This window comes from Streptomyces sp. NPDC056628 (assembly GCF_042792555.1).
GTDB lineage: Bacteria > Actinomycetota > Actinomycetes > Streptomycetales > Streptomycetaceae > Streptomyces.
In genome coordinates this window covers 1-21209 of record NZ_JBHTWG010000040.1, presented here as the reverse complement: position 1 = coordinate 21209, position 21209 = coordinate 1, and the positions used below count along the sequence as shown (strand labels likewise).

Here is a 21209-nt window from a genome sequence, read left to right as displayed (position 1 = left end):
CGCACGAGCTCGTCCGACGGGGCGTGCTTCCCGCGGTCGTGGACCGTCAGGGCGGGCGCCCACGATCCGGTCGGCCCGCGTGGAGATGTCCCGGCCCTCGGATCGCCCCCCCCGGGGGGCGACACTCTGCGGACAGGTACGAGGCTCCACGGCGCCGGGCCCGGTGCCGTGGAGGAAGCGATGCACAAGCAGCACCTGTACCGCCCGCCGCCGGGGAGTCGGCTACTTCTGTTCGCGGCGACGTCCGCCGCGCGAGTGCGCTACGCGCGGTGGATTCGTCCGCGTCTGCTGACCTGGGGCGCGACCCGCGAGGAGGTCGCCGGTGAGTACCCCGGCGACGAGCTCGTCCCCGAGCCCGACGCCCACCGCGGTCCGCATCCGAGCCTTGACGCAAGGGAAGGCCACACCCCCCACCGCCCGCGCACGCGTGCTGTGCTCGTGCTCGGCCCCGGCATACCAGGCGGTGGTGCCGGGTCAGTGGTGGGGGACGACGGCGACCGGGCACGGCATGTGGTGCAGGGCCGCGTGTGCGACAGGCCCAAGCTTCCACGTGAGGGCGGACGCGTGACGTCGACGTCCCACGACGGTGAGCCGGCTGTGCTCGGCCTCGGACAGCAGCGCGTGGGCCGGGGAACCCTTCTCGACCCGCTCCACCACCGCGACGTCGGGGAACTTCTCCCGCCACGGCGCCAGTTGCTCGGCGAGCCGGGCACGTTCCTCGGTCACCGAGCGCTCGAACGCGGTGTGCGGATGAGCGGCCACGGAGGCCGGCGACAAGGCCCGTACGACCCGCACGCGCTTTCCCCGCACCTGCGCCGCGGCGAAGGCGAACTCCAGCAGCGGGGCGGCGACCGGTCCGTCCCCCCGCACACCGACCAGGACCTCGTCCCGGCCGTGCGCCACCGGACGGCCCCAGCCCTCCTCGACGGCAGGGCCACCGGCGCGGACGGTCACAGCCGGGCACCGGGTGAGCCCCAGCACGTGCATGCTGACCGAACCCAGCATGAATCGCGCCGGCGCGCCGTGGCCCCGCGAGCCCAGCACGAGCATGGAGGCGGTCTCGCTCAGGTCCAGCAGCGCCTGCCTGGCGTGCTCCGATGTGAGATCCGTGGTCACTGTCAGACCGGCGTGCCGGTGGAGCAGCTCCGCCTGAGCACGTTGCAGCACCTGGCCGCCGTACCGCGGTTTGCTGAGGGCTTCCTGCGGGACGGGGACGTTCAACGGCTGCGTGGTCCAGGAGTGGAGCAGCAGGACGGGCAGCTGTCGTTCCGCCGCCTCGCGTGCGGCCCACCACGCCGCCGTCATGCTCGCGGGTGAAGCGTCCAGTCCGACGACGACAGGTCCGGTCATGGTGCACCTCGGGTGCGGGGACGGGTGAGGTCCTGTGAGAGCGGTCGAGCCATCCGGGAGGGCCGCCACAGCAGGGCACCCGGCATGCCGGTCGTGGGTGCGCTCATGATGTGCCTCCCGCGCTCGGTACGGAGCCGTCGCTTCCAGCATGTGAGCCCCGGTCGCCCCGTGCCAGGGCCGCACGGCCCACCCACGTAGCACGGACGGCCCTCGGGACAGCCGCCGGCACATCGACGACTCCTTTGTCTCCGGTCAGCCGATCCGCCGATTCGGGGAACCGGAGGAAGTCGCTCGCAGGGTCCTGTTCTCATCGCCACCGACGCCACCTGCTCGACGGGCAGCGAGTTCGTGCTGGAGGGCGGATCGACCGGCGGTGGCCCCGCTGTCCCGTCGTCGGGTCACTGACGAGACGACTGCCACTCGGGGCACGGCGCCGCCGGTCCGCGCCGGAGCGAGCTCGGGCGAACTCGCGCCCCCGACGACAGAATGGGAGGGCAGCGCGGGACCCGGCATGGACGAGTCCGCCCCGCGCCTCGCGGAACGTTCCTCACGCGACAGGAACGTTCCGTGATGACGGCCGGACGGCAGGAGGAACCATGACGGACACCGCCGTACGCAATGAGATCGTCGTCGGGATCGACCCCGGTGAGCAGTCGGTTCCGGCGCTCGCCTGGGCCGTCGACGAGGCCGTGCGCCGGGGCCTGTCGCTGCGGCTGGTCATGGGGGTGCCGCCGATGCCAGGCGGGCAGCACGTCGACGCACCCTACCGGCGCACGATGTTCCGGGCCCGGGGCGAGAGCGTACTCGACGAGGCGGTGGCAGCGGTGCGGGCACTGCGCGCGGACGTGCCGGTGACGACGGAGCTGCTCGACGGCGTCCCGTCGGCGGCGCTGTGCGGGCAGGCGACGCGGGCCCGGATGGTCGTGCTCGGTTCGCGCCGCCTGAGCCGGGCGGAGGAGGCCTTCAGGGCAGGCTCGGTGTCCGTTCCGGTCAGCGCCCGCGCGGACTGCCCGGTTGTCGTGGTGAGGGAGCCGGAAGCCACAGATGTGCGGCCTCCACGACTCGTCGTGGGCGTCGACGGCAGCGTGGCCTCCCGGGCCGCTGCCGCGTACGCCGTGGAGGAGGCCGCGCTGCGCGGCGCCATACTGCGCGTCCTGTGGGTGTGGCGTCGGCCGGTCGTGTCGTTCACCGACGAGGAGGCCGGGCTCGAGGAGCGGCGCCGACTGCTGTCCGAGACCCTCGCGGGACTGGCCGAGCGGCAACCGGACGTTCAGGTGTCCAAGGACGTGGTGCGCGGCCACCCCGTGGAGGTGCTGGCCCTCGCGTCCGTCGACGCCGCGGCGGTCATCGTCGGCAGGCACGGGCGCGGCGGGTATGCCGGCATGCGGTTGGGTTCGGTGCCTCATGGCCTGCTGCACCGGGCCGAGTGCCCGGTGATCACGGTGCCTGGGACCTGGGACGACTGAGCACCCAATGACGCCAGCACGCCGGCTTTGCTACTGCCCGAAGCCGTTCACAAACGTTGCTGGCTCTCGCTTACGAGACCAAACGACTTCCTGGATATCTCCCTCGACTGCGACATTCTCACCGTCCCCGGATCGGACCCCGGGATCGTCGCCTATAACGCGCCCGCCGGGACCGCCCTCCGCGGAACGACTCGACTTCCGCAGAGTCACCGCTACACGCGCCCCTGTCCGAGCGTCGACGAGTAGCGCTGTACTGCTGGGGTGTCACCGAGGCCCGCTGGTTCGCCCTCACGGTTTTCGCCGTGAGTCTCGCCAACGCCGTTCTGCTGGGCCTGGAGACTTACTCCGTTCTCGCCGAGGAGCGGTGCGGTTGGTCACGCTCGGGGCACGCCTGTCCGGCCGCCTTCACCGTAGAGATCGTAGTCAGGCAGGCGCACTCAGTCCCACCCCCGCTGTGGCGGCCCTGTCACGCTGCACCGGTCCGGACCTGGTCGGCCGGGGCGGAGTGGCCGGAGCATCCTGAGCGCGGTGAGGGCCGCCGCCGGCCGACCCGCCCGGCGGGAGCATCAGGAGAGGGAGAGGAAGAGCTTCTCCATCTTCTGGGTGTCGAGGCTGTCGACGCCGCCCTCCTGGCTCAGGCACTCCTTGAGGCCGCTGGCGACGATGGCGAAGCCGGCCCGGTCCAGCGCGCGATTGACCGCGGCGAGCTGGGTGATGACCTCTTCGCAGTCACGTCCCTCCTCCAGCATGCGCACGACGCCGGCGAGCTGGCCCTGGGCGCGCTTGAGCCGGTTCGTCGCCGAACGCACTTGATCGGCGGGGAGCTGGACCATGGGTTCTTCCTTTCGCCGGGCCGGTCCGGAGACCGGCCGCCGTCACTGGCCGGGACTCTGGGTCGCGAGGGAGGCGCGGACGTCGTCCATGTCGAGCCCGCGGACGGCCGTGATCAGCTGCTCCAGGGCCTGCGGCGGCAGGGCGCCGGCCTGGGAGAAGACCATGATGCCTTCGCGGAAGGCCATCAGGGTCGGGATCGAGGTGATGTCAGCAGCGGCGGCGAGGGCCTGTTCGGCCTCGGTGTCCACCTTGCCGAAAAGGATGTCGGAGTGGGTCTCGGATGCCTTCTCGTAGACGGGGGCGAACATCCGGCAGGGTCCGCACCAGGCAGCCCAGAAGTCGATCAGGACGATGTCGTTGTCGGTGACGGCGGACTCGAAATCTGCGGCGGTGAGGGCGACGGTACTCATGGAACGGTTCCTTCCGTTTCATCGGAATGGTGGGGCTTGATACCCCCTGGGGTACCGAACGCCGGAACGGGGCGGGGCATTCCCCGATGGCACTGCATGCCACTGCCCCGGCCGGGGGGGCTGGAGCAGGGCGGATGTGCCCATGGCCAGCACGAATCAAGCGCAGAGCCGGGAGAGGACGTGGGCGGGGACGCGTCCGGCCGGCCGGGATCCGGCCGAGGCTGCCGGCGACCGCGAAGCCGGTGTCGGCCAGGGTCAGGAGCAAGTCGAAGCCGGTGTCGGCCAGGGTCAGGAGCAAGTCGATCCGGACGATCGACGGATGGCCAACGGCCGGGCGGCTCTCGAGTAGGGCCGTTCGTCCCCTGCCGCCGGCACCACGAACCGCGATGTCATGGTGGGGGATCTACGCGACGGTCGCCGCTTCGGACGGACCGAGGTGAGCCATGAATCCCTCCATCCGCAGAACTCGGCGGGGCCGCCCGGCGTCGGCGGCCTCGCTGGAACCGGCACTCCTCGTCGTCACGACGGCGGCGGTGACCGCCGGGGGCATCGCATGGCTCGTCGGTGCCGGCGGTCTCGCCGACCTCCTGTGGGGCCTGGGCACCGTGTCCGCGATCGTGCCCGCGGTGGGATGGGTGTTGTCGGCGCTGCGCCGCGGGCATGCCGGCGTGGACGTGATCGCCGTGCTGGCTCTCGGGGGCACCCTGGCCGTCGGCGAGTACCTGGCCGGTGCCCTGATCGGGCTGATGCTCGCCACCGGCCGCACCCTGGAGACAGCCGCCCGGAGGCGCGCCTCCCACGACCTGCGTGCCCTGCTGGAACATGCCCCGCGCACGGCACGCCGCCGCACGGCGGACGGCGTGAGCTCCGTGCCACTTGGTGAGATCGCCGTCGGCGACCTGCTCGTGGTCGGCCCCGGCGAGGTCGTCCCCGTCGACGGCACCGTGGAGAGCTCGTCCGCCGTCCTGGACGAGTCCGTGCTCACCGGTGAGCCCCTGCAAGTGGAGCGGCCCCGAGGCGCCGGGGTGCGCAGCGGCGTGGTGAATGCGGGGGGCGCCTTCGAACTGCGGGCGACCGCCACCGAACAGGACAGCACCTACGCCGGGATCGTGCGGCTGGCCCAGCAGGCGGGCGCGGAGAATGCGCCCGTGGTGCGGTTGGCCGACCGCTACGCGGCCTGGTTCCTGCCGCTGTCCCTCGCCGTCGCGGGACTGGCCTGGCTGATCAGTGGTTCCGCGGTCCGTGCGGTGGCGGTCCTGGTCGTCGCCACTCCTTGTCCGCTGCTGCTCGCCGCACCGGTCGCCATCGTCTCCGGCCTCTCTCGTGCCTCACGCCTGGGCGTGGTCATCAGGGACGGTGGCGCGCTGGAGAGTCTCGGCCGGGCCCGCACGCTGCTGCTGGACAAGACCGGCAGCCTCACCCGCGGCCGTCCCCGAGTCGTCGACGTCGTCGCAGCACCCGGCTGGACACCATCGGAAGTGCTCCGCCTGGCCGCATCGGTCGACCAGTACTCGCCCCACGTGCTCGCCCGGGCGATCGCGGCCACCGCACGGGAACGCGGGCTGGATCCATCGGTCCCCGCCGACGTCACCGAGGAACCCGGCCGGGGCGCCACCGGAACGGTGGACGGGCACCGCGTCGCCATCGGCCGCACCGACTTCGACGAGGCCCGGCCGCCCTGGGCCGGGGCGGTCGACAACCGTGCCCTTCTCGACGGTGCGGCCGTCGCCTGGCTCACCGTCGACGGGAACCCGGCCGGCGCCGTCCTGCTTCGCGACCTGCTGCGCCATGACGCCCCCCGTACCCTGCGCCACCTGCGTTCGGCGGGCATCGACCGGGTCCTGATGCTCACCGGGGACCGCGCCGAACCCGCTCGCGAGGTCGCCGCCGTCCTGGGCCTGGACGACGTACGCGCCGAGCTCGGCCCGGCGGAGAAGGTCGCTGCTGTGCGTGCCGAGCGGGACCGTGCGGTGACCGTGATGGTCGGCGACGGCGTGAACGACGCCCCGGCCCTCGCCGCCGCCGATGTCGGCGTGGCCATGGGCGCCCGTGGTTCCACCGCCACCTCCGAAGCGGCCGACATCGTCCTCACCACCGACCGCGTCGACCGCCTGGCCGACGCCGTCTCCATCGCCGTACGCGCCCGGCGCATCGCTGTGCAGAGCGCCCTCGGCGGCATGCTGCTGTCCCTCGCCGCGATGGCCGCGGCGGCGGCCGGGCTGCTCCCACCGGCCGCCGGTGCGCTGCTCCAGGAGGGCATCGACGCCGCCGTCATCCTCAACGCGCTGCGCGCCCTGCGCGTGGACCGGGCCATGCGTCCCGCCCTCACCCCGGACACGGAGGCGCTGATCCACCGCTTCGCCGCCGAACACGACGATCTGCAGGACGTCCTCGAAGCCGTCCGCGCCGCCGCCGACCGGCTGTCCGACGCTCCGGGCCCTCAGGCCCTCGCGACGGTCGAGGAAGCACACCGGCTGCTCACAGAGCGGCTGCTGCCGCACGAGGACGCCGAGGAACACCGGCTCTACCCCGCCCTGGCTCCCGCGCTCGGCGGCCCCGAGGCCACTGCCACCATGAGCCGTGCCCACACGGAGATCGAGCGTCTCTCCCGTCGTGTCGCCACCCATCTGCACCTCGCCCACGTCGCCGGTGGCCTGGCCCCCGAGCAGCTCGACGACCTCCGCTCCTGCCTCTACGGCCTGAACACCGTGCTGCGCCTGCACTTCACGCAGGAGGAGGAGAGCTACTTCTCCTTGGCGCCCTGAGTGCAGCGGATGGGCCGTTCGGCACCGGCTCGGCCGTACGCCGGCGCGCAAGGTGGGAGCAAAAGGAGCGGCTCCGATACGGAGGTGATCACCCTGGAGGCCAAGCAGGCACGCCCGGCCTCCGCGCCGATCGGATCCCTCGACCGGCGGCTGCGGGGCGGCTTTCTCTTGCGAAGTTCAGAAGAAACTCAGAAGCTTCCGGCCGTAGGGGCCCGCCCAGGAGGCGCGATGCTTGGAGCAACATGAGCACCACGCCGAACCACACCAGTCCTCCTCCGCTGCGCAGGCACGACGGCGGTGCCGTCCGAGTCCTCGTGGTGGACGACGAACCCGACCTGACAGACGTCCTGGGTGCCGCGCTGCGCTCCGACGGCTGGGAAGTGCGCATCGCCGACGACGGGGCGAGCGCGCTGGAGGCAGCCACCGGATTCCAGCCCGACGTCGTCGTCCTGGACTGGATGCTGCCCGACACCGACGGACTGTCCGTCCTGCACGGCCTGCGCCAGAGGCTCCCGCAGGTCTGCGTGCTCTTCCTGACCGCGCGGGACGCCGTCGAAGACCGGATAGCGGGCATCACCGCCGGGGGCGACGACTACGTCACCAAGCCCTTCGCCTTGGAGGAGGTGCTGGCGCGATTGCGCGGGCTCACGCGCCGGGCAGGCATGTCGCGCGAGGACGACGCACCGCGTCTCGTCGTCGCGGACCTGGTGATGGACGAGGAGGCCCGGGAGGTCACCCGGTCCGGCCGGGTCGTCGAGCTGTCCCGTACCGAATTCGAGCTGCTGCGATTCCTGATGCGCAATCCGCGCCGCGTGCTGTCCAAGGAACAGATCCTCGACCGCGTGTGGTCCTACGACTTCGGCGGTCGAGCCCACGTGGTCGAGCTCTACATCAGCTACCTGCGCAAGAAGATCGACGCGGGGCACGCTCCACTGATCCACACGGTGCGCGGTGTGGGGTACGTCCTCAAGCAGAGCCGGACATGACCATGCGCAGGCCGCGCGTACCCGCCGCGATGCGTCGCAGAGCCGGGCGCGCCCGGCCGGCTTCGCTGCGTCTGCGTCTGACCACCGGTCTCGTCGTGCTGCTGGCCGTGGCGTGCGCGGTCGTCGGTGTGGCGACCACCGTCGCTCTGGAGAGCTTCCTCATCGGCCGGGTCGATCAGCAACTGGCCATGACGGGTGGCCGGTTCGCCGCCAGCCTCGAGCACGAGGAGCGTCCCGACTACGACAACGCCCCCGACACGCGCGGGCAGGCCGACGGAACCTTCGGAGCCCGTCTGCTGGCCTCTCGTAGCACCCAGGCCGCCGTGGTTCAGGACGACACCCACGCAGCTGTGCACCTGTCGCGGGCCGATCGCCGTGTCCTGGCGGGGTTGCCACCGGACGGCAAAGGTCACAGCACCCACTTGTCCGCGCTGAACGGCCGCTACCGCCTGGCCGCCGTGCGAGGCGACGACGGTGATGTCCTCGTGACGGGACTGCCGCTTCGTCCCGTGGAGGACACCGTGCATCGGCTGGTGGCCGTGGAAACCGCCGTCTTCAGTGCCGCCCTCGTGGCCACCGCGGCCGCGGGCGCGGTCTGGGTGCGTCTGTCCCTGCGGCCTCTGGAGCGCGTGGCCACCACCGCCACCGAGGTCACGCGTCTGCCCCTGACCAGCGGGGAGGTCGCCATGCCCGCCCCGGTCCCGCACAGCGACACGCACACCGAAGTCGGCCGGGTCGCCACCGCGCTCAACCTCATGCTGGGCCATGTGGGCGACGCTCTCGCCCGACGCCACGCCAGCGAGGAGCGCCTTCGCCACTTCGCCGCCGACGCCAGCCACGAACTCCGCACCCCGATCGCCACCATCCGGGCGCACACCGACCTGGCCTTGCGCCACCCGGGCCCGCTGCCCGACGAGGTACGGCACGGCCTGGAGCGCATCGCCGCGACGTCGCAGCGGATGAGCGGTCTGGTCGACGACCTGCTCCTTCTCGCACGTCTGGACGCGGGCCGCCCCCTGGCCCGCGAACCCGTGGACCTCACACGCCTGGCCCTGGACGCCGCGGACGACGCGCGGGCCCTGTCCTCGGACCACCTCTGGCGGCTGGAACTGCCCGAGGAACCCGTCGTCGTCGAGGGCGACGAACACCGCCTCCACCAAGTCCTCACCAACCTGCTCTCCAACGCCCGGATCCACACCCCGCCCGGCACGAGGGTGACCCTGTCCCTCACCTCGGGCCCGGACCACGTCGGCATCACCGTCGCCGACGACGGCCCGGGTATTCCCGAAGCTCTCCAGGCAGAGATCTTCCACCGCTTCACCCGGAGCGATCCCGGCCGCTCTCGCCGGACGGGCGGCACGGGTCTGGGGCTGGCGATCGTGGACGCCGTCGTCGCCGCGCATCACGGCACGATCCGTGTCGACAGCAGTCCCGGCAGCACCTCGTTCCGTCTACGGCTGCCCCTGGCAGCAACGGCCGCCGGGACATCGGCTTCCCACGAGGACGGGCCGCTCTCACGTGGATGACGCCCACGTGCGGCGCGCTGCTCTGAGTTCCCTGTGAGCGGGCGGGAGCGGGGTGCTCTCAGAGGCTTTCGAGAAGTTGCCCCGGCAAGGTGGCCGGCACAGACCGGTTCACCTAGGAGTCCCATGGCCACCACCACTGCGAGCAGCCGCCATGCCAGGGCGCGGCCCCCTCGGCCCGGCCCGACCACACCCCGCGTCCTCGGAGCTGTCGCCCAGCTGCTGATCTTCACCGGTGCCGCGGCCGTGATCGGCCTGTGGTGGTCCGACACCACTTCCGTGGTCGGACTCTCCGGGTGGCTGACCGACGCCGGCCGGGTGACCGGCCTGCTGGCCGGGTACGCCTGCGCGGTGCTGCTCGCGTTGATGTCCCGCCTGCCCGTGCTGGAGCGGGCCGTCGGCTCGGACCGCCTGGCTCGTTGGCACGCACTGGGCGGCCGGTACACCGTTTCGCTGACGCTCGCCCACGCCGTGCTGATCACCCTCGGCTACGCGGCGAGTGCCCACGCGGGCGTCGTCGAGCAGGCCACCACGCTCGTCCTCGGCTATCCCGACATGCTCTCCGCCACGGCCGGCCTGGGGCTCCTGCTCGCCACCGGCGTCATCTCGGCCCGCGCCGCACGCCGTCGGCTGAGCTACGAGACATGGCACTACCTGCACTTCGCCACGTACCTCGCCATCTTCCTGGCCTTCTCCCACCAGCTGTCCAGCGGCGCCGACTTCGTCACGCACCGCCCCGCCCAGCTCGCCTGGTACGCCCTGTACATCGGTGTGGCCGCCCTGCTGGTGTGGTATCGGTTCCTCACTCCGCTACGGCGGGCACTGCGGCACCGGCTGATCGTGACCGAGGTGCGGCCCGAAGCGCCCGGAGTGGTGTCCGTCTTCATGGCCGGTCTGCACCTCGACGATCTGGGCGCGCAGCCCGGTCAGTTCTTCCGCTGGCGCTTCCTCGCCCCCGGGATGTGGTGGACGGCGAACCCGTACTCACTGTCCGCACCGTCCGGCCGGGGTCTGCTGCGCATCACCGTGAAGGCTGTCGGACGCCACAGCGAGGCCCTGGCGCGACTGCGGCCAGGTACCCGGGTGTGGGCAGAAGGGCCCTACGGCGCCCTCACCGCGGCACGACGCACCTCCTCGAAGGCGCTGCTGCTGGCCGGCGGTGTGGGAATCACCCCGCTGCTTGCCCTGTTCGAGACGCTGCCCGGCGATGTCACCCTGCTGTACCGGGCACGCCGGCCGCAGGACCTGGTGCTGCGGCGTGAGATCGACGCCATAGCCGTCCGTCGCGGTGCGACCGTGCACTACGTGGTGGACGAACCTGCCGTGCACGCCTCGCCCCTCACCGCCGACGCACTGATCACCCTCGTGCCGGACATCGCCGAGCGCGACGTCTACCTGTGCGGCCCCCCAGGAATGACATCCGCAGCGATCCCGGCTCTGCGACGGGCCAAAGTGGCGCGCAGCCGCATCCACCACGAGTCCTTCGCTCTCTGACCTCACCCGCACCCCTGAAAGGAGCAGCCTCATGGCAATGCGCCGCGCCGCCCTCATGGCCACGTCCAGCGTTGCGGGCCTGGTCCTGCTGCTGTCCCTCAAACCGCACCACACCACCCTGCCCGCACTGGCCGGTACCGGCCCGGGTGCGGCGACGTCCTCGCCGACTCCCGGCTCCGGACGGGCCGGTCACTCGACCACATCGAGCGGCGGCGGTGACGGGGCCGGGGCCACCGGAACCTTCACCGGTGCCGTCGAGCAGACCCCCTACGGCCCGGTGCAAGTCGCCGTCACCCTCTCCCACGGCAAGCTGGCCGAGGTCCGGGCCCTGCAGACCCCGGGCGGGGAAGCGCGCAGCCGGGCCATCGCCGACTACGCCGTGCCCAGATTGACCAGGGAAGCCCTGGGTGCGCAGAGCGCCGACATCCAGGCCGTCTCCGGCGCCTCCTACACGAGCGAGGGCTACATGCTGTCCCTCCAGAGCGCCTTGGACAAGGCCGGTGCCTGACAGCCCGGGCGCCCGACGCACCCCAGGGCTGCGCCACGTGGAGCACGTCATGGGCACGGTCTTCTCCTTCGACCTGCGCGACACTCCCACGCCTGCCATACGGCACGCACTCGACCGAACCGTGACATGGCTGCACCGGGTGGACGAGGTGTTCTCCACCTACCGCCCCGGCAGCCAGATCAGCCGGCTGGCCCGCGGCGAGGTCACCCTCGCCGACTGCGAGCAGGACGTCACCGAGGTGCTCCGGCTCTGCGAGAGCGCACAACGCCTCACCGACGGCTGGTTCAGTCCCACCCCCGGTGGCCGTCTCGACCCGACCGGCTTGGTCAAAGGCTGGGCCATCGAGCGGGCGTCCGAGATCCTGGCGCGGGCCGGGGCGCGCAACACCTGTGTCAACGGCGGCGGCGACATCCAGCTACGCGGCGAGTGCGCCCCCGGCGTGCCCTGGCGCGTCGGCGTCGCCCACCCCTCACTGCCCGGTCAGCTCAGTACCGTCGTGTCCGGCCGGGATCTCGCCGTGGCGACCTCCGGCACGGCCGAACGCGGCCCCCACATACTCGACCCGCGTACCGGCCGTCCGGCGGGATCAGACCTGCTGTCGATCACCCTGGTGGGCCGCCATCTCACCGACGTCGACGCCTGGGCGACCGCTGCCTTCGCCATGGGTTCGAGCGCCCGTGAATGGATCGACTCCCTCCCCGGTGTCGAGGCCTTCGCCGTCACCTCCGGCGACCGCGCATGGTGGACCGAAGGCTTCCCGGGCGTCTTCGGTCCCTCCGCCACCGGGACCTGGCCCGGTTGACCGAGCCACAGTGGGAGGTGCCGCACGCCACCTGGTCGATGCCTCCTACGACGCCGCCCTCGTGGTGGTGGGCAGGCGGACCCGTCGGGCGACGGTCGGCACTCATATCGGTCCGGTGACCCAGGCGCTGCTCCCTCATGCCGTCGCTCCTGTGGCGGTGATCCCGCACGACTGAACGGCACAAAGCCGGACGAGGACAGCGAACACCCTCCGGGAGGCCTCTTGCCTGTCCGACCCTCAGACACCCCCTCACCGTCGACCAGCCCCGGGCCGAAGGCGGCAAGGACACGGCACCGACGCCCGTGGAAGCCCCGCCCCTGCCCGCCGAGCGACAGGCCGCGACGCGTGCGGTGGTCTCCCACCGCACGGTGAGCAACACACCGGCCGATGTGTCGTGGTGGCGCTCCCGACGCAGGCACGGCGTGGCAGGGCGGTGAGTGGTTCCGGGCGTACCGCCCTCGTTCGGCGGACAGCGCGGGCGGCACTTGGCTCGTTGTGCGGATATGGACGACGAACGCACGGACCGGGACCGGTCACCGTACGAAGAGGGGCAGCACCGTAGCGCGCTGAGGTTCCTCACCGAGGACGCCCTCGCCCGCCGCCTGGGGGTGACGTCAAGGCCGCCGGCGCGGCCCGGGCCCACGGCCTCTGACGGGACCAGGCGGTGCGACGGCTGGTGCCCGCTCGTAGGCTGCAGCCATGACCGAGATCCACAACCCGACGCCCCGCGACGCCTTCGAACTGCTCATGGCCGGTAACCAGCGCTTCATCTCCGGCATCCCCGAGCACCCGAACCAGGACGCCATCCGCCGCACCCAAATCGCACCCTCCCAGCAGCCCTTCGCCGTGCTGTTCGGATGCTCCGACTCCCGCCTGGCCGCCGAGATCATCTTCGACCGGGGCCTGGGCGACCTGTTCGTGGTGCGCACCGCGGGGCATGTTGCCGGGGCGGAAGTCCTCGGTTCCATCGAGTACGGCGTGAGCGTGCTCGACGCCCCGCTCGTCGTCGTACTCGGCCACGACTCGTGCGGGGCCATCGCAGCCGCCCGTGCCACAGCCGACGGCGGCCATGTGCCCGGCGGCTTCGTCCGTGACGTCGTCGAACGGGTGACCCCGAGCGTGCTGGCTGCCCGGGCCTCCGGACGCGAGACGGCCGACGAGATTCTGGCCGGGCACATCGAGAACACCGTGGACCTGCTGCTGGAGCGCTCCCGCGTCCTGGCCGAGCGGGTGACAGCCGGCCGCCTCGGCGTGGTGGGGTTGTCCTACCGGCTGGCCGACGGCAGCGCCCAGCTCGTCGCCTCCCGCGGCATCGACGCCGCGGTGCCCGCCGAGTCCTGACCGCCCTGGCCATAACAGACCCGGGCGTGATGTGCCCCGGTGGGAGGCGCCCCGTATACGTGAAGGGGAACCCACCGGGGTCGCGCCGATCAGCCCGGGAAGGGCGGCGCTGGACGGTTCACGGAGCCGGCCACGCGTCCAGCCCCCCACGGCCGCCCCGGAACGGGCCGCGGGCCGCGAGGTGTGCCGGGGCATGGGGACCGGTCGTCACCGACGGGGGCGGCACGCGCTGCGCCCGGCGTGCCCTCGCGGGCCTTCGACGCCTACGAGCCTGACCAACCGCTGCTGCTGGGGCTGGGCGGGGCCGTCATCGCCGTGCTGGGCGCGCTGATTGCGGCCGGCTGTGGCGGCCAGTCCGGCTACGGCCACGGCTCTGCGCACCGAACAGCACCGCATGGTCGCGTGTGCTCATGTCTACGCTGGCGGCGTGACATTGGTGTGGGTGACGGGCAATTCAGGGACGGGCAAGTCCACGGTGTGCGGGGTGCTGCGAGCGCGTGGCTTCGTCGCGGTCGACGCCGACGAGGACGGCTTCTGTCGCTGGTTCGACCGGGCTGACGGCGAGGTCGTGACGGATCCGCCGTATCCGGTACCCGAAGGCTGGCTCGACCGATTCGGGTGGGAGATCGTCCGCGAGCGGGTGGAAACCCTCGTCGAGGAATCCCGTTCCCGCATCGCTTTCCTGTGCGGGTCGGCCGAGAACGAGGCGGACATCCTCGACCTCTTCGACGTCATCGTGTGCCTGGTGATCGATGACGAGACTCTCCGCCAACGGCTCGCGACCCGCACGACGAACCCGTTCGGTCGACATCCCGAAGAGCTCGCGGCGGCCCTGCAGTGGAATCCTCGTATGCGGCCGCTCTACAAGAGCCGTGGCGCGACGATCATCGACGGGTGCAAGCCGGTGACCGAGGTGGTCGACTCCGTGATCGCTGCGGTCCAGGAGCCGTGACAGCGTGGGACCGGCTACGGCTACGGCTACGGCGCACGCGCACCTTCTTGGTCCCTTTAAGATGGGGACGGTGACAGCAAGTGCCAGTGAGATCGAGAAGGCCGCCGAAGTGCTTCGTGCCGGCGGCTTGGTGGGTGTACCGACCGAGACCGTCTACGGACTGGGCGCCGACGCCGAGAACCCCGTGGCCGTCTCGCGTATTTTCCAGGTCAAGGGGCGGCCCTCTTCGCACCCGCTGATCGTCCACATCGGGAGTGCGGAGCAGCTGGACGAATGGGTCCGGGACGTACCCGCCTCGGCTCGTCTCCTGGCCCGGCACTTCTGGCCGGGGCCCCTCACACTGGTGTTGCACCGCGGGCCGCGGGTGCCTCTTGAAGCGACAGGTGGACTGGAGACGGTTGCCGTGCGGGTGCCCGATCACCCCGTCGCCCTCGCGCTGCTGTCGGCGTTCGGCGGCGGTGTCACGGCTCCGTCCGCCAACCGTTTCGGTCAGGTCAGCCCCACGACCGCGAGCGACGTCCGTGCCGAGCTCGGCGACGGCGTCGATTTCGTGCTGGACGGCGGCTCGTGCGAGGTCGGTGTCGAGTCGACCATCGTCGACGTCACGGGTGAGATGCCGACCATCCTGCGGCCCGGCGGGGTGACGCGTGAGGACCTGGAAGCGGTGCTGGGATATCCACTCACCGTGCCTGCTGTGAGCCGGGTCCGGGTGCCGGGCCAGCATCCGTCCCACTACGCGCCGAGTGCGCGGGTCGTCCTGGTCGAGCCCGAGAAGATCGTCGACGAGGCGGAGGCGGCGCAGGAGCTGGGGCACCGGGTGGGCGTCTTTCTGCCCGCCTCCTTCGCCGACGCTGAGGTCAAGGCGCATGCGGTGGTGCCGGTGCCCCGTTCGTCGGCCGCCTACGCGCGCGGGCTGTACGGGTTCCTGCGCGAACTCGACCAGAAGGGGTGCGACCTGATCGTCGTGTCACTGCCGCCGGAGGAGGGGCTGGGTCTGGCGATCGCCAACCGGCTGCGTCGTGCCGCCGGCCCCCGGCCCACCGTGTGACATCACCCCGCCCCGGTCCCGGTGACGTGCCGCAGTCCGGGGGCGTGCCTGTGGCAGAGCGCTGGCCTACCGGTCGTGCACCGAGTCCGTACCGTCGCTGAGGGGCGGTCTGCTGTCTCGGTCGTCGAGGAAGGTGGGGGTTTCGGCGAGCGGGGCTGGCTGGTGCGGGGGTACTGCGTCGCGGTGTCCTCGGATCTGATCGACATGTCGCAGAAGTGGAGCCGTTTGCCCGGGGGCTTCAGGATCTCGGCGACGGTGCCGGGGTACCTCTCCTACGCCATGTGGGTGCAGCTGTGCAGCCCTTCCGCACGCAGCAGCACGATGGTGGCCTGGGCGTAGCAGGTGGCTAGGAGCGTGGGTCAGTAACGAGCAAGCAGCTCGGCTTCCTGCGGCCGGGTGATTGGTCGGGGCGGCCCTGTCGCGGCCCGTGGGGTTGCGGTGGGGGTCTGCCCACCGAGTGTCCGGTCGGCAGGGCTCGTGACGTGGCCGGGGCGACCGGGCTGGTCAGACGGTGGTGTAGCCGTAGAACAGCAGGCGCACCATCAGCCAGGGGTCGTGGGGCGGATAGCCGCGCTTCTCGGTGTAGTTGGCCAGGACCGGGGAGAGGTCGAGTACTTCGTCGACCAGGTCAGCGACGAACTGGGCCAGGTGCCTGGGCCCCGGGCAGCCAGTCATACAGCGACGGCGGCAGTGGTAGAACCTGATTCGGGTCGAACGCCTTGAATCGCTTGTCCACCGCCGCCGCACGCGTCTGGGACCGCTTCTTCTCGACCGGCTCGACCTCGAACGGGCTCATCCCGTCGCGCATGCCGTGATCGTCTCGCACGACTGGTCACGAGCTGCGGGGCGGGTGGACGCGGGATGCCTGCTCAGACAGTCGTCGACCGGAGTTGGTGCGGCATGTTCCAGCCCTCGGCGAGCCTCGATGGGTGAACGTTGCGTCCCCCGCCGAAGAACTCGCAGAACTTCATGATCAGCGGGTCCCAGCCGAGCGGGTCCACATAGTGCGTCCCCGGGATGACCAGGTCTTCCTCGACATGGGCGCGAAGGACCTCGACCTCGAAGGCAGTGGCATGCGGTTCGCGGCCGCCGAAGGGATGGAACGCGTCGACCCTGCATTCCAGCTGGACCGGGCACTCCGCAACCCGGGGGGCCCGGACCAGGTCCGATGCCTGTTCGGTCAGCTGTGCGGTCGAGAACTTGTCCGGCTCGTGCCGGTAGCCCTGCTTCGCCTTGTCATCCGGCACGGCCGGCTTCCCCGTGGTGAGCGCGATCCGGTCGACGGCATCGACCATCGCTGATGAGGGCAGGTTGAGCACGCACTCGCCCTCCCGCAACAGGTTCGCTGTGGTCTGGGCGTTGTTGCCGAGACCGAGCATGCAGGACTGGCCCAGCCACCACGCCGACGACATCGGCATCAAGTTCGACGTGCCGTCCTCGTTGAGCGAGCTGATCAGCACCACCGGAGTTCCGAAGTACAGGACCTTGAGTCCGGGGACGACGTGCATGCGCTGCGCCTTTCGCGGAGTGTGAGACGGACGGGCTCGCGATCCGGAACACGAACCGTCGCTGACTCTCTCGTGAGCGAACCCACCGACGCTGGCGGAAATACGGCATCGCGTTTCGGACAAGTGGAACGGCCCTCCGATGACGGGCCAGCGTTGATTACCGGCACACGCTCCTAGGTCCCCGCAGGTGGCGGCCAGTTGGGGTGGGCCGATGACTTCGATTTCGGTGTCGAAGCGGCCGATGGTGGCGGCGAGTCCGGTCCACGACCGGGAGCCGGGGATGAGCCGGCGGTGACGGGATCCGAGTTCCTCGACGATTCCGTCCGGGGCGAAGGGTGCGACATCGGCGGCCGGGAGGCCGAGAATGACCCTGGTGGGGGCCAGTCGGTGGTGGTGCTGGCTTCGTAACTGACGTGCGAAACCGTTTGTCAGCGAGTTCGGGCAGCACTTGGTGGTCGCAGGGCAAGAAAATGTCGATGAGAACTGGCACCGGTCGTGGGGCACTGAGGCGCGACGCTGTGAAGATCTCCGAAACCTCCACCGCGGCTCGGTTGATCCACCAGACTTGTCCCAACGGAGATGGGACGGCAAGCGTGGCAAACAGCGCACTTCTGGTGATGGACGTCCAACGGGACGTCGTGGCCATCGCCGATGACGGTTCCGGATATCTACCGCGCTTGCGAAGGGCGATCGACGGTGCTCGGGCTGCAGGTATCACCGTGATCTACGTGGTGCTCGGGTTACGGTCGGGCGATCCAGAAGTCAGCCCCCGCAACAAGGTGATGACAAACGCCGTGCGGGCCGGCTTGTTCACCGAGGGAGCCCCTGGCACTGAGATTCATGACGACGTCGCGCCCCAGCAGGGCGACGTCGTGGTCACCAAGAGGCGGGGGAGCGCGTTCTCGGGCAGCGACCTCGACTTGGTACTCAGGGCTCGCGATATCGACAGCCTTGTTCTCACCGGTATCGCCACCAGCGCTGTAGTGCTGTCCACGCTGTGGCACGCCATCGACCTGGACTTCGGCCTCACCGTCCTGGCGGATGCCTGCCTCGACACCGACCCCGAGGTGCACCGGATGCTCACTGAAATGCTGTTCCCGCAGTGGGCAGATGTCCTCGCGGTCGAGGACTGGCTCAAAACCATCGCACCGCGATAGCGGAAGCCCGCCCGGGGTCATCCCGCTCCTGGGACCCGTTCCGCCCGTGGGAGGGGAGCGCGGCCGTCCACGGCGGTGCCCCGATGTCGTTCTCGCTGACCGCGGGTAGGACCACGACAAGTACCGCCGTCTGGTCCGGGGGCTCGGGGTGAAACCGCTGGTCGCCCGACGGGGCGTCGGCCACGGTTACGGATACGGCACTCAACGCTGGGTCGTCGAGCGCGCGTTAGCTCACCTGCACGGGTTCAGCCGCCTGCGGATCCGCTGGGAGATACGCGAGGACATCCACGGGGTTTTCCTCACTCTCGGATGCATCCTGATCCGTTGGCGACGTCTGAACGCGCCCCGCTGCGGCGAGGACGAGGCAGCTGTTGCAGGATCTGGGCGTCAGAACCCAGCTCCCGGAGGCACTCCATCACCATCATCACGCACGAGGATCCGATCGGCCGGGGTCCCACGAACTACATCATTCACGCCGATCTGTCGGACCGGCAGGACGGCTGGCGCGATCAACTGTGGACCCGTCAGCTCACCGAGGAGACGTTCGAGGTGGCCTGCCTGCCCTTCTTCACCTACGGAATCTGCTACCGCGACGTCGTGACAATCGACAGCAACCACCTGGTGACCAGGGTCGTAAGCAAGTCCGGTCACCGGACTCTTCGTGTCGCACTCGTGGTGGAACACGCAGACCGAGACCAGGTACACGAGCTCCTGCACGGCAAGGCGGTCGACACCGGCCTGCCCCATGAGTGGCTCCAAGGCACCTACCTTGCCGTGAACCTCCCGCCCGGCTCGGATGAGGCACCCTTCGTCGAGGCATTGGAACCACTTGCCCAGGCCGGCGCCCTCCACTGGGAGATCGACTCCTGACCCGAAAGATCATTCCATTAGGAATTCTGCTCGAAGACAATCGGGTCCTCGATGGCGGCCTCGTGAAGGACGAGGTTCTGCCCTGCTGTGGACTGCTGGTCGGTCGGGACGCGCTTGTAGACCGGGTTCGCCACCGAGGGCCCCTTCCGTACGAAGGATCGGACCCTGCCTGTCGTCGAAGCAGCCTGCAGCGATCACCAACGGATCTGATTGAAATTCGGGCCGCCTCGAAGCCCGGGATTGCACCAGTTCATTGGACGCGTCCGCCGCACGTCGTCAATCGGGCGTGCGCTGTGGTCCACGACCGTCTTACCCATGTCCATCCAGCGGCACCGGTGTCTGTTCACCCCCTGCCGTGCCCGCCACAGAGTCTTCTCCCCCCAGGCGGTACTGCAGCTGTGGGTGGAGACAGGGGTCCGTGCCCACCGGCCGGCGAGCACGGACCCCTGTGGTGCCGCAAGGATTAGCTCTTGCCTAGGAGCTGCTTCATGGTGTCGACCTCTTCGCTCTGCGAGGAGATGATCTGGTCGGCCATCTTCGTGGTCGGAGCGTAGGCGCCGTTGGCCTTCTCAGTCTTGGCCATCTCCACCGCCCCCTCGTGGTGCTTGATCATCATTCGGAGGAAAGCTGTGTCGAACGCCGCACCCGACGCCTTCTCCAGCTCGTCCATCTCCTGGCTGGTCATCATGCCGTCCATGCCGTGCATGCCGTGCGTGGAGTGGTCCATGGCGTCCTGGGAGGGCACGCTCTCACCCCAGGAGGTCAGCCAGCCTGAGAGCGTCTTGATCTCGGGATCCTGAGCCTTCTTGATGTCCGAGGCCAGCTTCTTCACCTGGCTCAACTTGGCGCGGCTGGCTGCGAGGTCGGCCATCTCGACGGCCTGGCGGTGGTGAGGGATCATTCCTTGCGCGAACGCGACGTCGGCCGCATTGTGCTGGCTCTGCGAGGCCGATGCCGACGCGGAGCTGTGGCCGTCGTGGCCGGCCGAGCCGTCGCTGCCCGAGCCGCAGGCGGCCAGCAGCACAGAGGCGGCGCCGACGGCGGCCAGGACGGTGGCGCGGCGGATGAGGGAACGCGTGATGTTCATCGTGGTGCAACTCCTTGACGCTGCCCCGGATTGGGGCGCGGTCGTGGTGGAAGTGAGGGCGTGCGAAAGCGCGGCACCGGTCACCGGCAGGGCCGGGACAAGGGGGTGCCGTGCGGGCCGCTCTATATCCGCAGGAGCTGCAGCTGGGAAAGGTCGGGTGGCGCCCGGCTGCCTATGGTTGCCTCAGGGGCCCGGGCGCCCAGGTGGACTGCGGGGCCGTCGGTGAACGCGCCGCTGAGGGCCGGCGGGGTATAGGGGGAGCCGACGCCGGTGGCCGCGCAGGCCTGGTCGGCGTGATCGAGATGGCCCGCCCCGCCGGACAGGTGCGCGCACTGCTGGGCAGCGGATGCGCTCTGTGCGTGGGCCATGACCATGGTGGGGCCGCGGTCGGCGTGGAGTGCGGGTGAAGCGCTGGACGGCAGGGCGTGCATGCCCAACACCCCAGCGAGCACCGTCAGCACCAGCAGCACGCGAAGCCGCCCGGTGGGGCGGCTTGGGGACGGGCTGCGTGCGGTCACTGTCGCATAGTAGAAGACCGGGGTGCGGGACGGGTTGTCTGGCCCATGCAGCCGGAGCCGCAAAGGGTCACTGTCGTGGAGTTCGCCCAGGACGCGGCTGGAGAGACGGAAGGTGTAGAGGTCGAGGACGCCGGGCGGGTCGTGGACGCGCGCCGCAGCGCCGCGTGCAGGACCTGGAGCCGGCCGTCGGCCAGCTTCGACGGCTCTTCTTGGCGCGCCCTTGACGGCTTTGCCGCGCGCTGCGGGGTGACGTGTCAACATCCCGTCGGCATCGGACCGATCGGCGTCAGCGTCGCGTCATGAGCCATCCGAACCGGGGAGCACCGGGCATAGCGTCCGTTGCAAGCCCCGGACCGCCTTCCCGCTTCCGGGGCATCATGCGACCTCGACCGACCTACGTCGGACACACCCGGAGGCACTCCATAGCAGACGGCCTCTACGACGAAGACGCGGATCCTTCCGATCAGTCCCCGGCCGGCCCTCTGTACGTACCGGCTAGTACTCCAGCAGGATTTCGCTGCCTGACCAGGTCTTTCCGCCGGGTGGCGGGAGTGTAGCGGGACTTCGATCGTGCGGGGGCGGTCTCATGG

20 protein-coding genes and 1 pseudogene are annotated in these 21209 nt (G+C 70.5%); 14 read left to right on the top strand and 7 right to left on the bottom strand.

From position 1 onward, the window contains the following. Positions 1 to 474: 474 nt before the first annotated feature. On the bottom strand, positions 475 to 1350 hold the full coding sequence (locus tag ACFRAC_RS31565; RefSeq protein ID WP_382935987.1) for a universal stress protein: 876 nt from the start codon (positions 1348 to 1350) through the stop codon (positions 475 to 477). Positions 1351 to 1946: 596 nt separating this feature from the next. Between ACFRAC_RS31565 and ACFRAC_RS31560 the strand changes: the two genes are divergently transcribed. Then, entirely contained in the window at positions 1947 to 2816 is an 870-nt protein-coding gene (locus ACFRAC_RS31560) for a universal stress protein (RefSeq protein ID WP_382935982.1), read from the top strand. A gap of 566 nt (positions 2817 to 3382) precedes the next feature. On the opposite strand, the gene ACFRAC_RS31555 is transcribed toward ACFRAC_RS31560, so the two are convergent. Further along, the gene (locus tag ACFRAC_RS31555; RefSeq protein ID WP_382935978.1) at positions 3383 to 3649 is read right to left on the bottom strand and encodes a metal-sensitive transcriptional regulator; all 267 of its coding nucleotides are present in this window, start codon (positions 3647 to 3649) and stop codon (positions 3383 to 3385) included. A 42-nt stretch (positions 3650 to 3691) separates the two neighbouring features. Next, a complete protein-coding gene (trxA, locus tag ACFRAC_RS31550; RefSeq protein WP_382935973.1) occupies positions 3692 to 4060 on the bottom strand; it encodes a thioredoxin in 369 nt (122 codons plus the stop codon). A 443-nt stretch (positions 4061 to 4503) separates the two neighbouring features. Here trxA and ACFRAC_RS31545 point away from each other — a divergent pair, with 443 nt between their 5' ends. From ACFRAC_RS31545 to ACFRAC_RS31500, 10 genes are all read left to right on the top strand, one after another. Beyond that, on the top strand, positions 4504 to 6825 hold the full coding sequence (locus ACFRAC_RS31545; RefSeq protein ID WP_382935965.1) for a heavy metal translocating P-type ATPase: 2322 nt from the start codon (positions 4504 to 4506) through the stop codon (positions 6823 to 6825). Between the two features lie 242 nt (positions 6826 to 7067). Beyond that, the gene (locus ACFRAC_RS31540; RefSeq protein ID WP_382935959.1) at positions 7068 to 7811 is read left to right on the top strand and encodes a response regulator transcription factor; all 744 of its coding nucleotides are present in this window, start codon (positions 7068 to 7070) and stop codon (positions 7809 to 7811) included. Between the two features lie 2 nt (positions 7812 to 7813). After that, the gene (locus tag ACFRAC_RS31535; protein ID WP_382936167.1) at positions 7814 to 9337 is read left to right on the top strand and encodes a sensor histidine kinase; all 1524 of its coding nucleotides are present in this window, start codon (positions 7814 to 7816) and stop codon (positions 9335 to 9337) included. A 123-nt stretch (positions 9338 to 9460) separates the two neighbouring features. Further along, a complete protein-coding gene (locus ACFRAC_RS31530) occupies positions 9461 to 10828 on the top strand; it encodes a ferric reductase-like transmembrane domain-containing protein (RefSeq protein WP_382935953.1) in 1368 nt (455 codons plus the stop codon). A 37-nt stretch (positions 10829 to 10865) separates the two neighbouring features. Then, complete coding sequence (locus ACFRAC_RS31525; RefSeq protein WP_382936160.1) at positions 10866 to 11336, top strand: FMN-binding protein; 471 nt, start codon at positions 10866 to 10868, stop codon at positions 11334 to 11336. A gap of 49 nt (positions 11337 to 11385) precedes the next feature. Further along, positions 11386 to 12138, top strand: a complete 753-nt coding sequence (locus tag ACFRAC_RS31520; RefSeq protein ID WP_382936153.1) for an FAD:protein FMN transferase — start codon at positions 11386 to 11388, stop codon at positions 12136 to 12138. A 699-nt stretch (positions 12139 to 12837) separates the two neighbouring features. Continuing rightward, entirely contained in the window at positions 12838 to 13479 is a 642-nt protein-coding gene (locus tag ACFRAC_RS31515; RefSeq protein ID WP_382935950.1) for a carbonic anhydrase, read from the top strand. A 427-nt stretch (positions 13480 to 13906) separates the two neighbouring features. Next, positions 13907 to 14431, top strand: coding sequence for a dephospho-CoA kinase (locus ACFRAC_RS31510; protein WP_382935945.1), 525 nt, complete (start codon positions 13907 to 13909; stop codon positions 14429 to 14431). Between the two features lie 61 nt (positions 14432 to 14492). Beyond that, a complete protein-coding gene (locus tag ACFRAC_RS31505; RefSeq protein ID WP_382935938.1) occupies positions 14493 to 15479 on the top strand; it encodes an L-threonylcarbamoyladenylate synthase in 987 nt (328 codons plus the stop codon). Positions 15480 to 15554: 75 nt separating this feature from the next. Beyond that, on the top strand, positions 15555 to 15818 hold the full coding sequence (locus ACFRAC_RS31500) for a hypothetical protein (protein ID WP_382935932.1): 264 nt from the start codon (positions 15555 to 15557) through the stop codon (positions 15816 to 15818). Between the two features lie 171 nt (positions 15819 to 15989). Here ACFRAC_RS31500 and ACFRAC_RS31495 read toward each other — a convergent pair. Both ACFRAC_RS31495 and ACFRAC_RS31490 read right to left on the bottom strand, forming a co-directional pair. After that, positions 15990 to 16275 (bottom strand): annotated as a pseudogene (locus tag ACFRAC_RS31495) (IS1182 family transposase); the annotation flags it as partial. 73 nt (positions 16276 to 16348) lie between these two features. Further along, the gene (locus ACFRAC_RS31490; RefSeq protein ID WP_382935928.1) at positions 16349 to 16987 is read right to left on the bottom strand and encodes a flavin reductase family protein; all 639 of its coding nucleotides are present in this window, start codon (positions 16985 to 16987) and stop codon (positions 16349 to 16351) included. 593 nt (positions 16988 to 17580) lie between these two features. On the opposite strand from ACFRAC_RS31490, the gene ACFRAC_RS31485 reads away from it, so the two are divergent. Together ACFRAC_RS31485 and ACFRAC_RS31480 are read left to right on the top strand one after the other, a co-directional pair. Next, positions 17581 to 18144 carry a cysteine hydrolase family protein gene (locus ACFRAC_RS31485; RefSeq protein ID WP_382935922.1) on the top strand — a complete coding sequence of 188 codons (564 nt, stop codon included), beginning with the start codon at positions 17581 to 17583 and terminating at the stop codon, positions 18142 to 18144. A 324-nt stretch (positions 18145 to 18468) separates the two neighbouring features. Continuing rightward, the gene (locus ACFRAC_RS31480; RefSeq protein ID WP_382935917.1) at positions 18469 to 19014 is read left to right on the top strand and encodes a DUF4265 domain-containing protein; all 546 of its coding nucleotides are present in this window, start codon (positions 18469 to 18471) and stop codon (positions 19012 to 19014) included. A gap of 463 nt (positions 19015 to 19477) precedes the next feature. On the opposite strand, the gene ACFRAC_RS31475 is transcribed toward ACFRAC_RS31480, so the two are convergent. Continuing rightward, a complete protein-coding gene (locus ACFRAC_RS31475) occupies positions 19478 to 20101 on the bottom strand; it encodes a DUF305 domain-containing protein (protein WP_382935912.1) in 624 nt (207 codons plus the stop codon). Between the two features lie 122 nt (positions 20102 to 20223). After that, positions 20224 to 20619 (bottom strand): DUF6153 family protein, encoded by a 396-nt coding sequence (locus ACFRAC_RS31470; protein WP_382935908.1) that lies wholly within the window; start codon positions 20617 to 20619, stop codon positions 20224 to 20226. 75 nt (positions 20620 to 20694) lie between these two features. Between ACFRAC_RS31470 and ACFRAC_RS31465 the strand changes: the two genes are divergently transcribed. Next, positions 20695 to 20922 carry a hypothetical protein gene (locus ACFRAC_RS31465; RefSeq protein ID WP_382935899.1) on the top strand — a complete coding sequence of 76 codons (228 nt, stop codon included), beginning with the start codon at positions 20695 to 20697 and terminating at the stop codon, positions 20920 to 20922. The last annotated feature ends 287 nt before the right edge of the window (positions 20923 to 21209 follow it).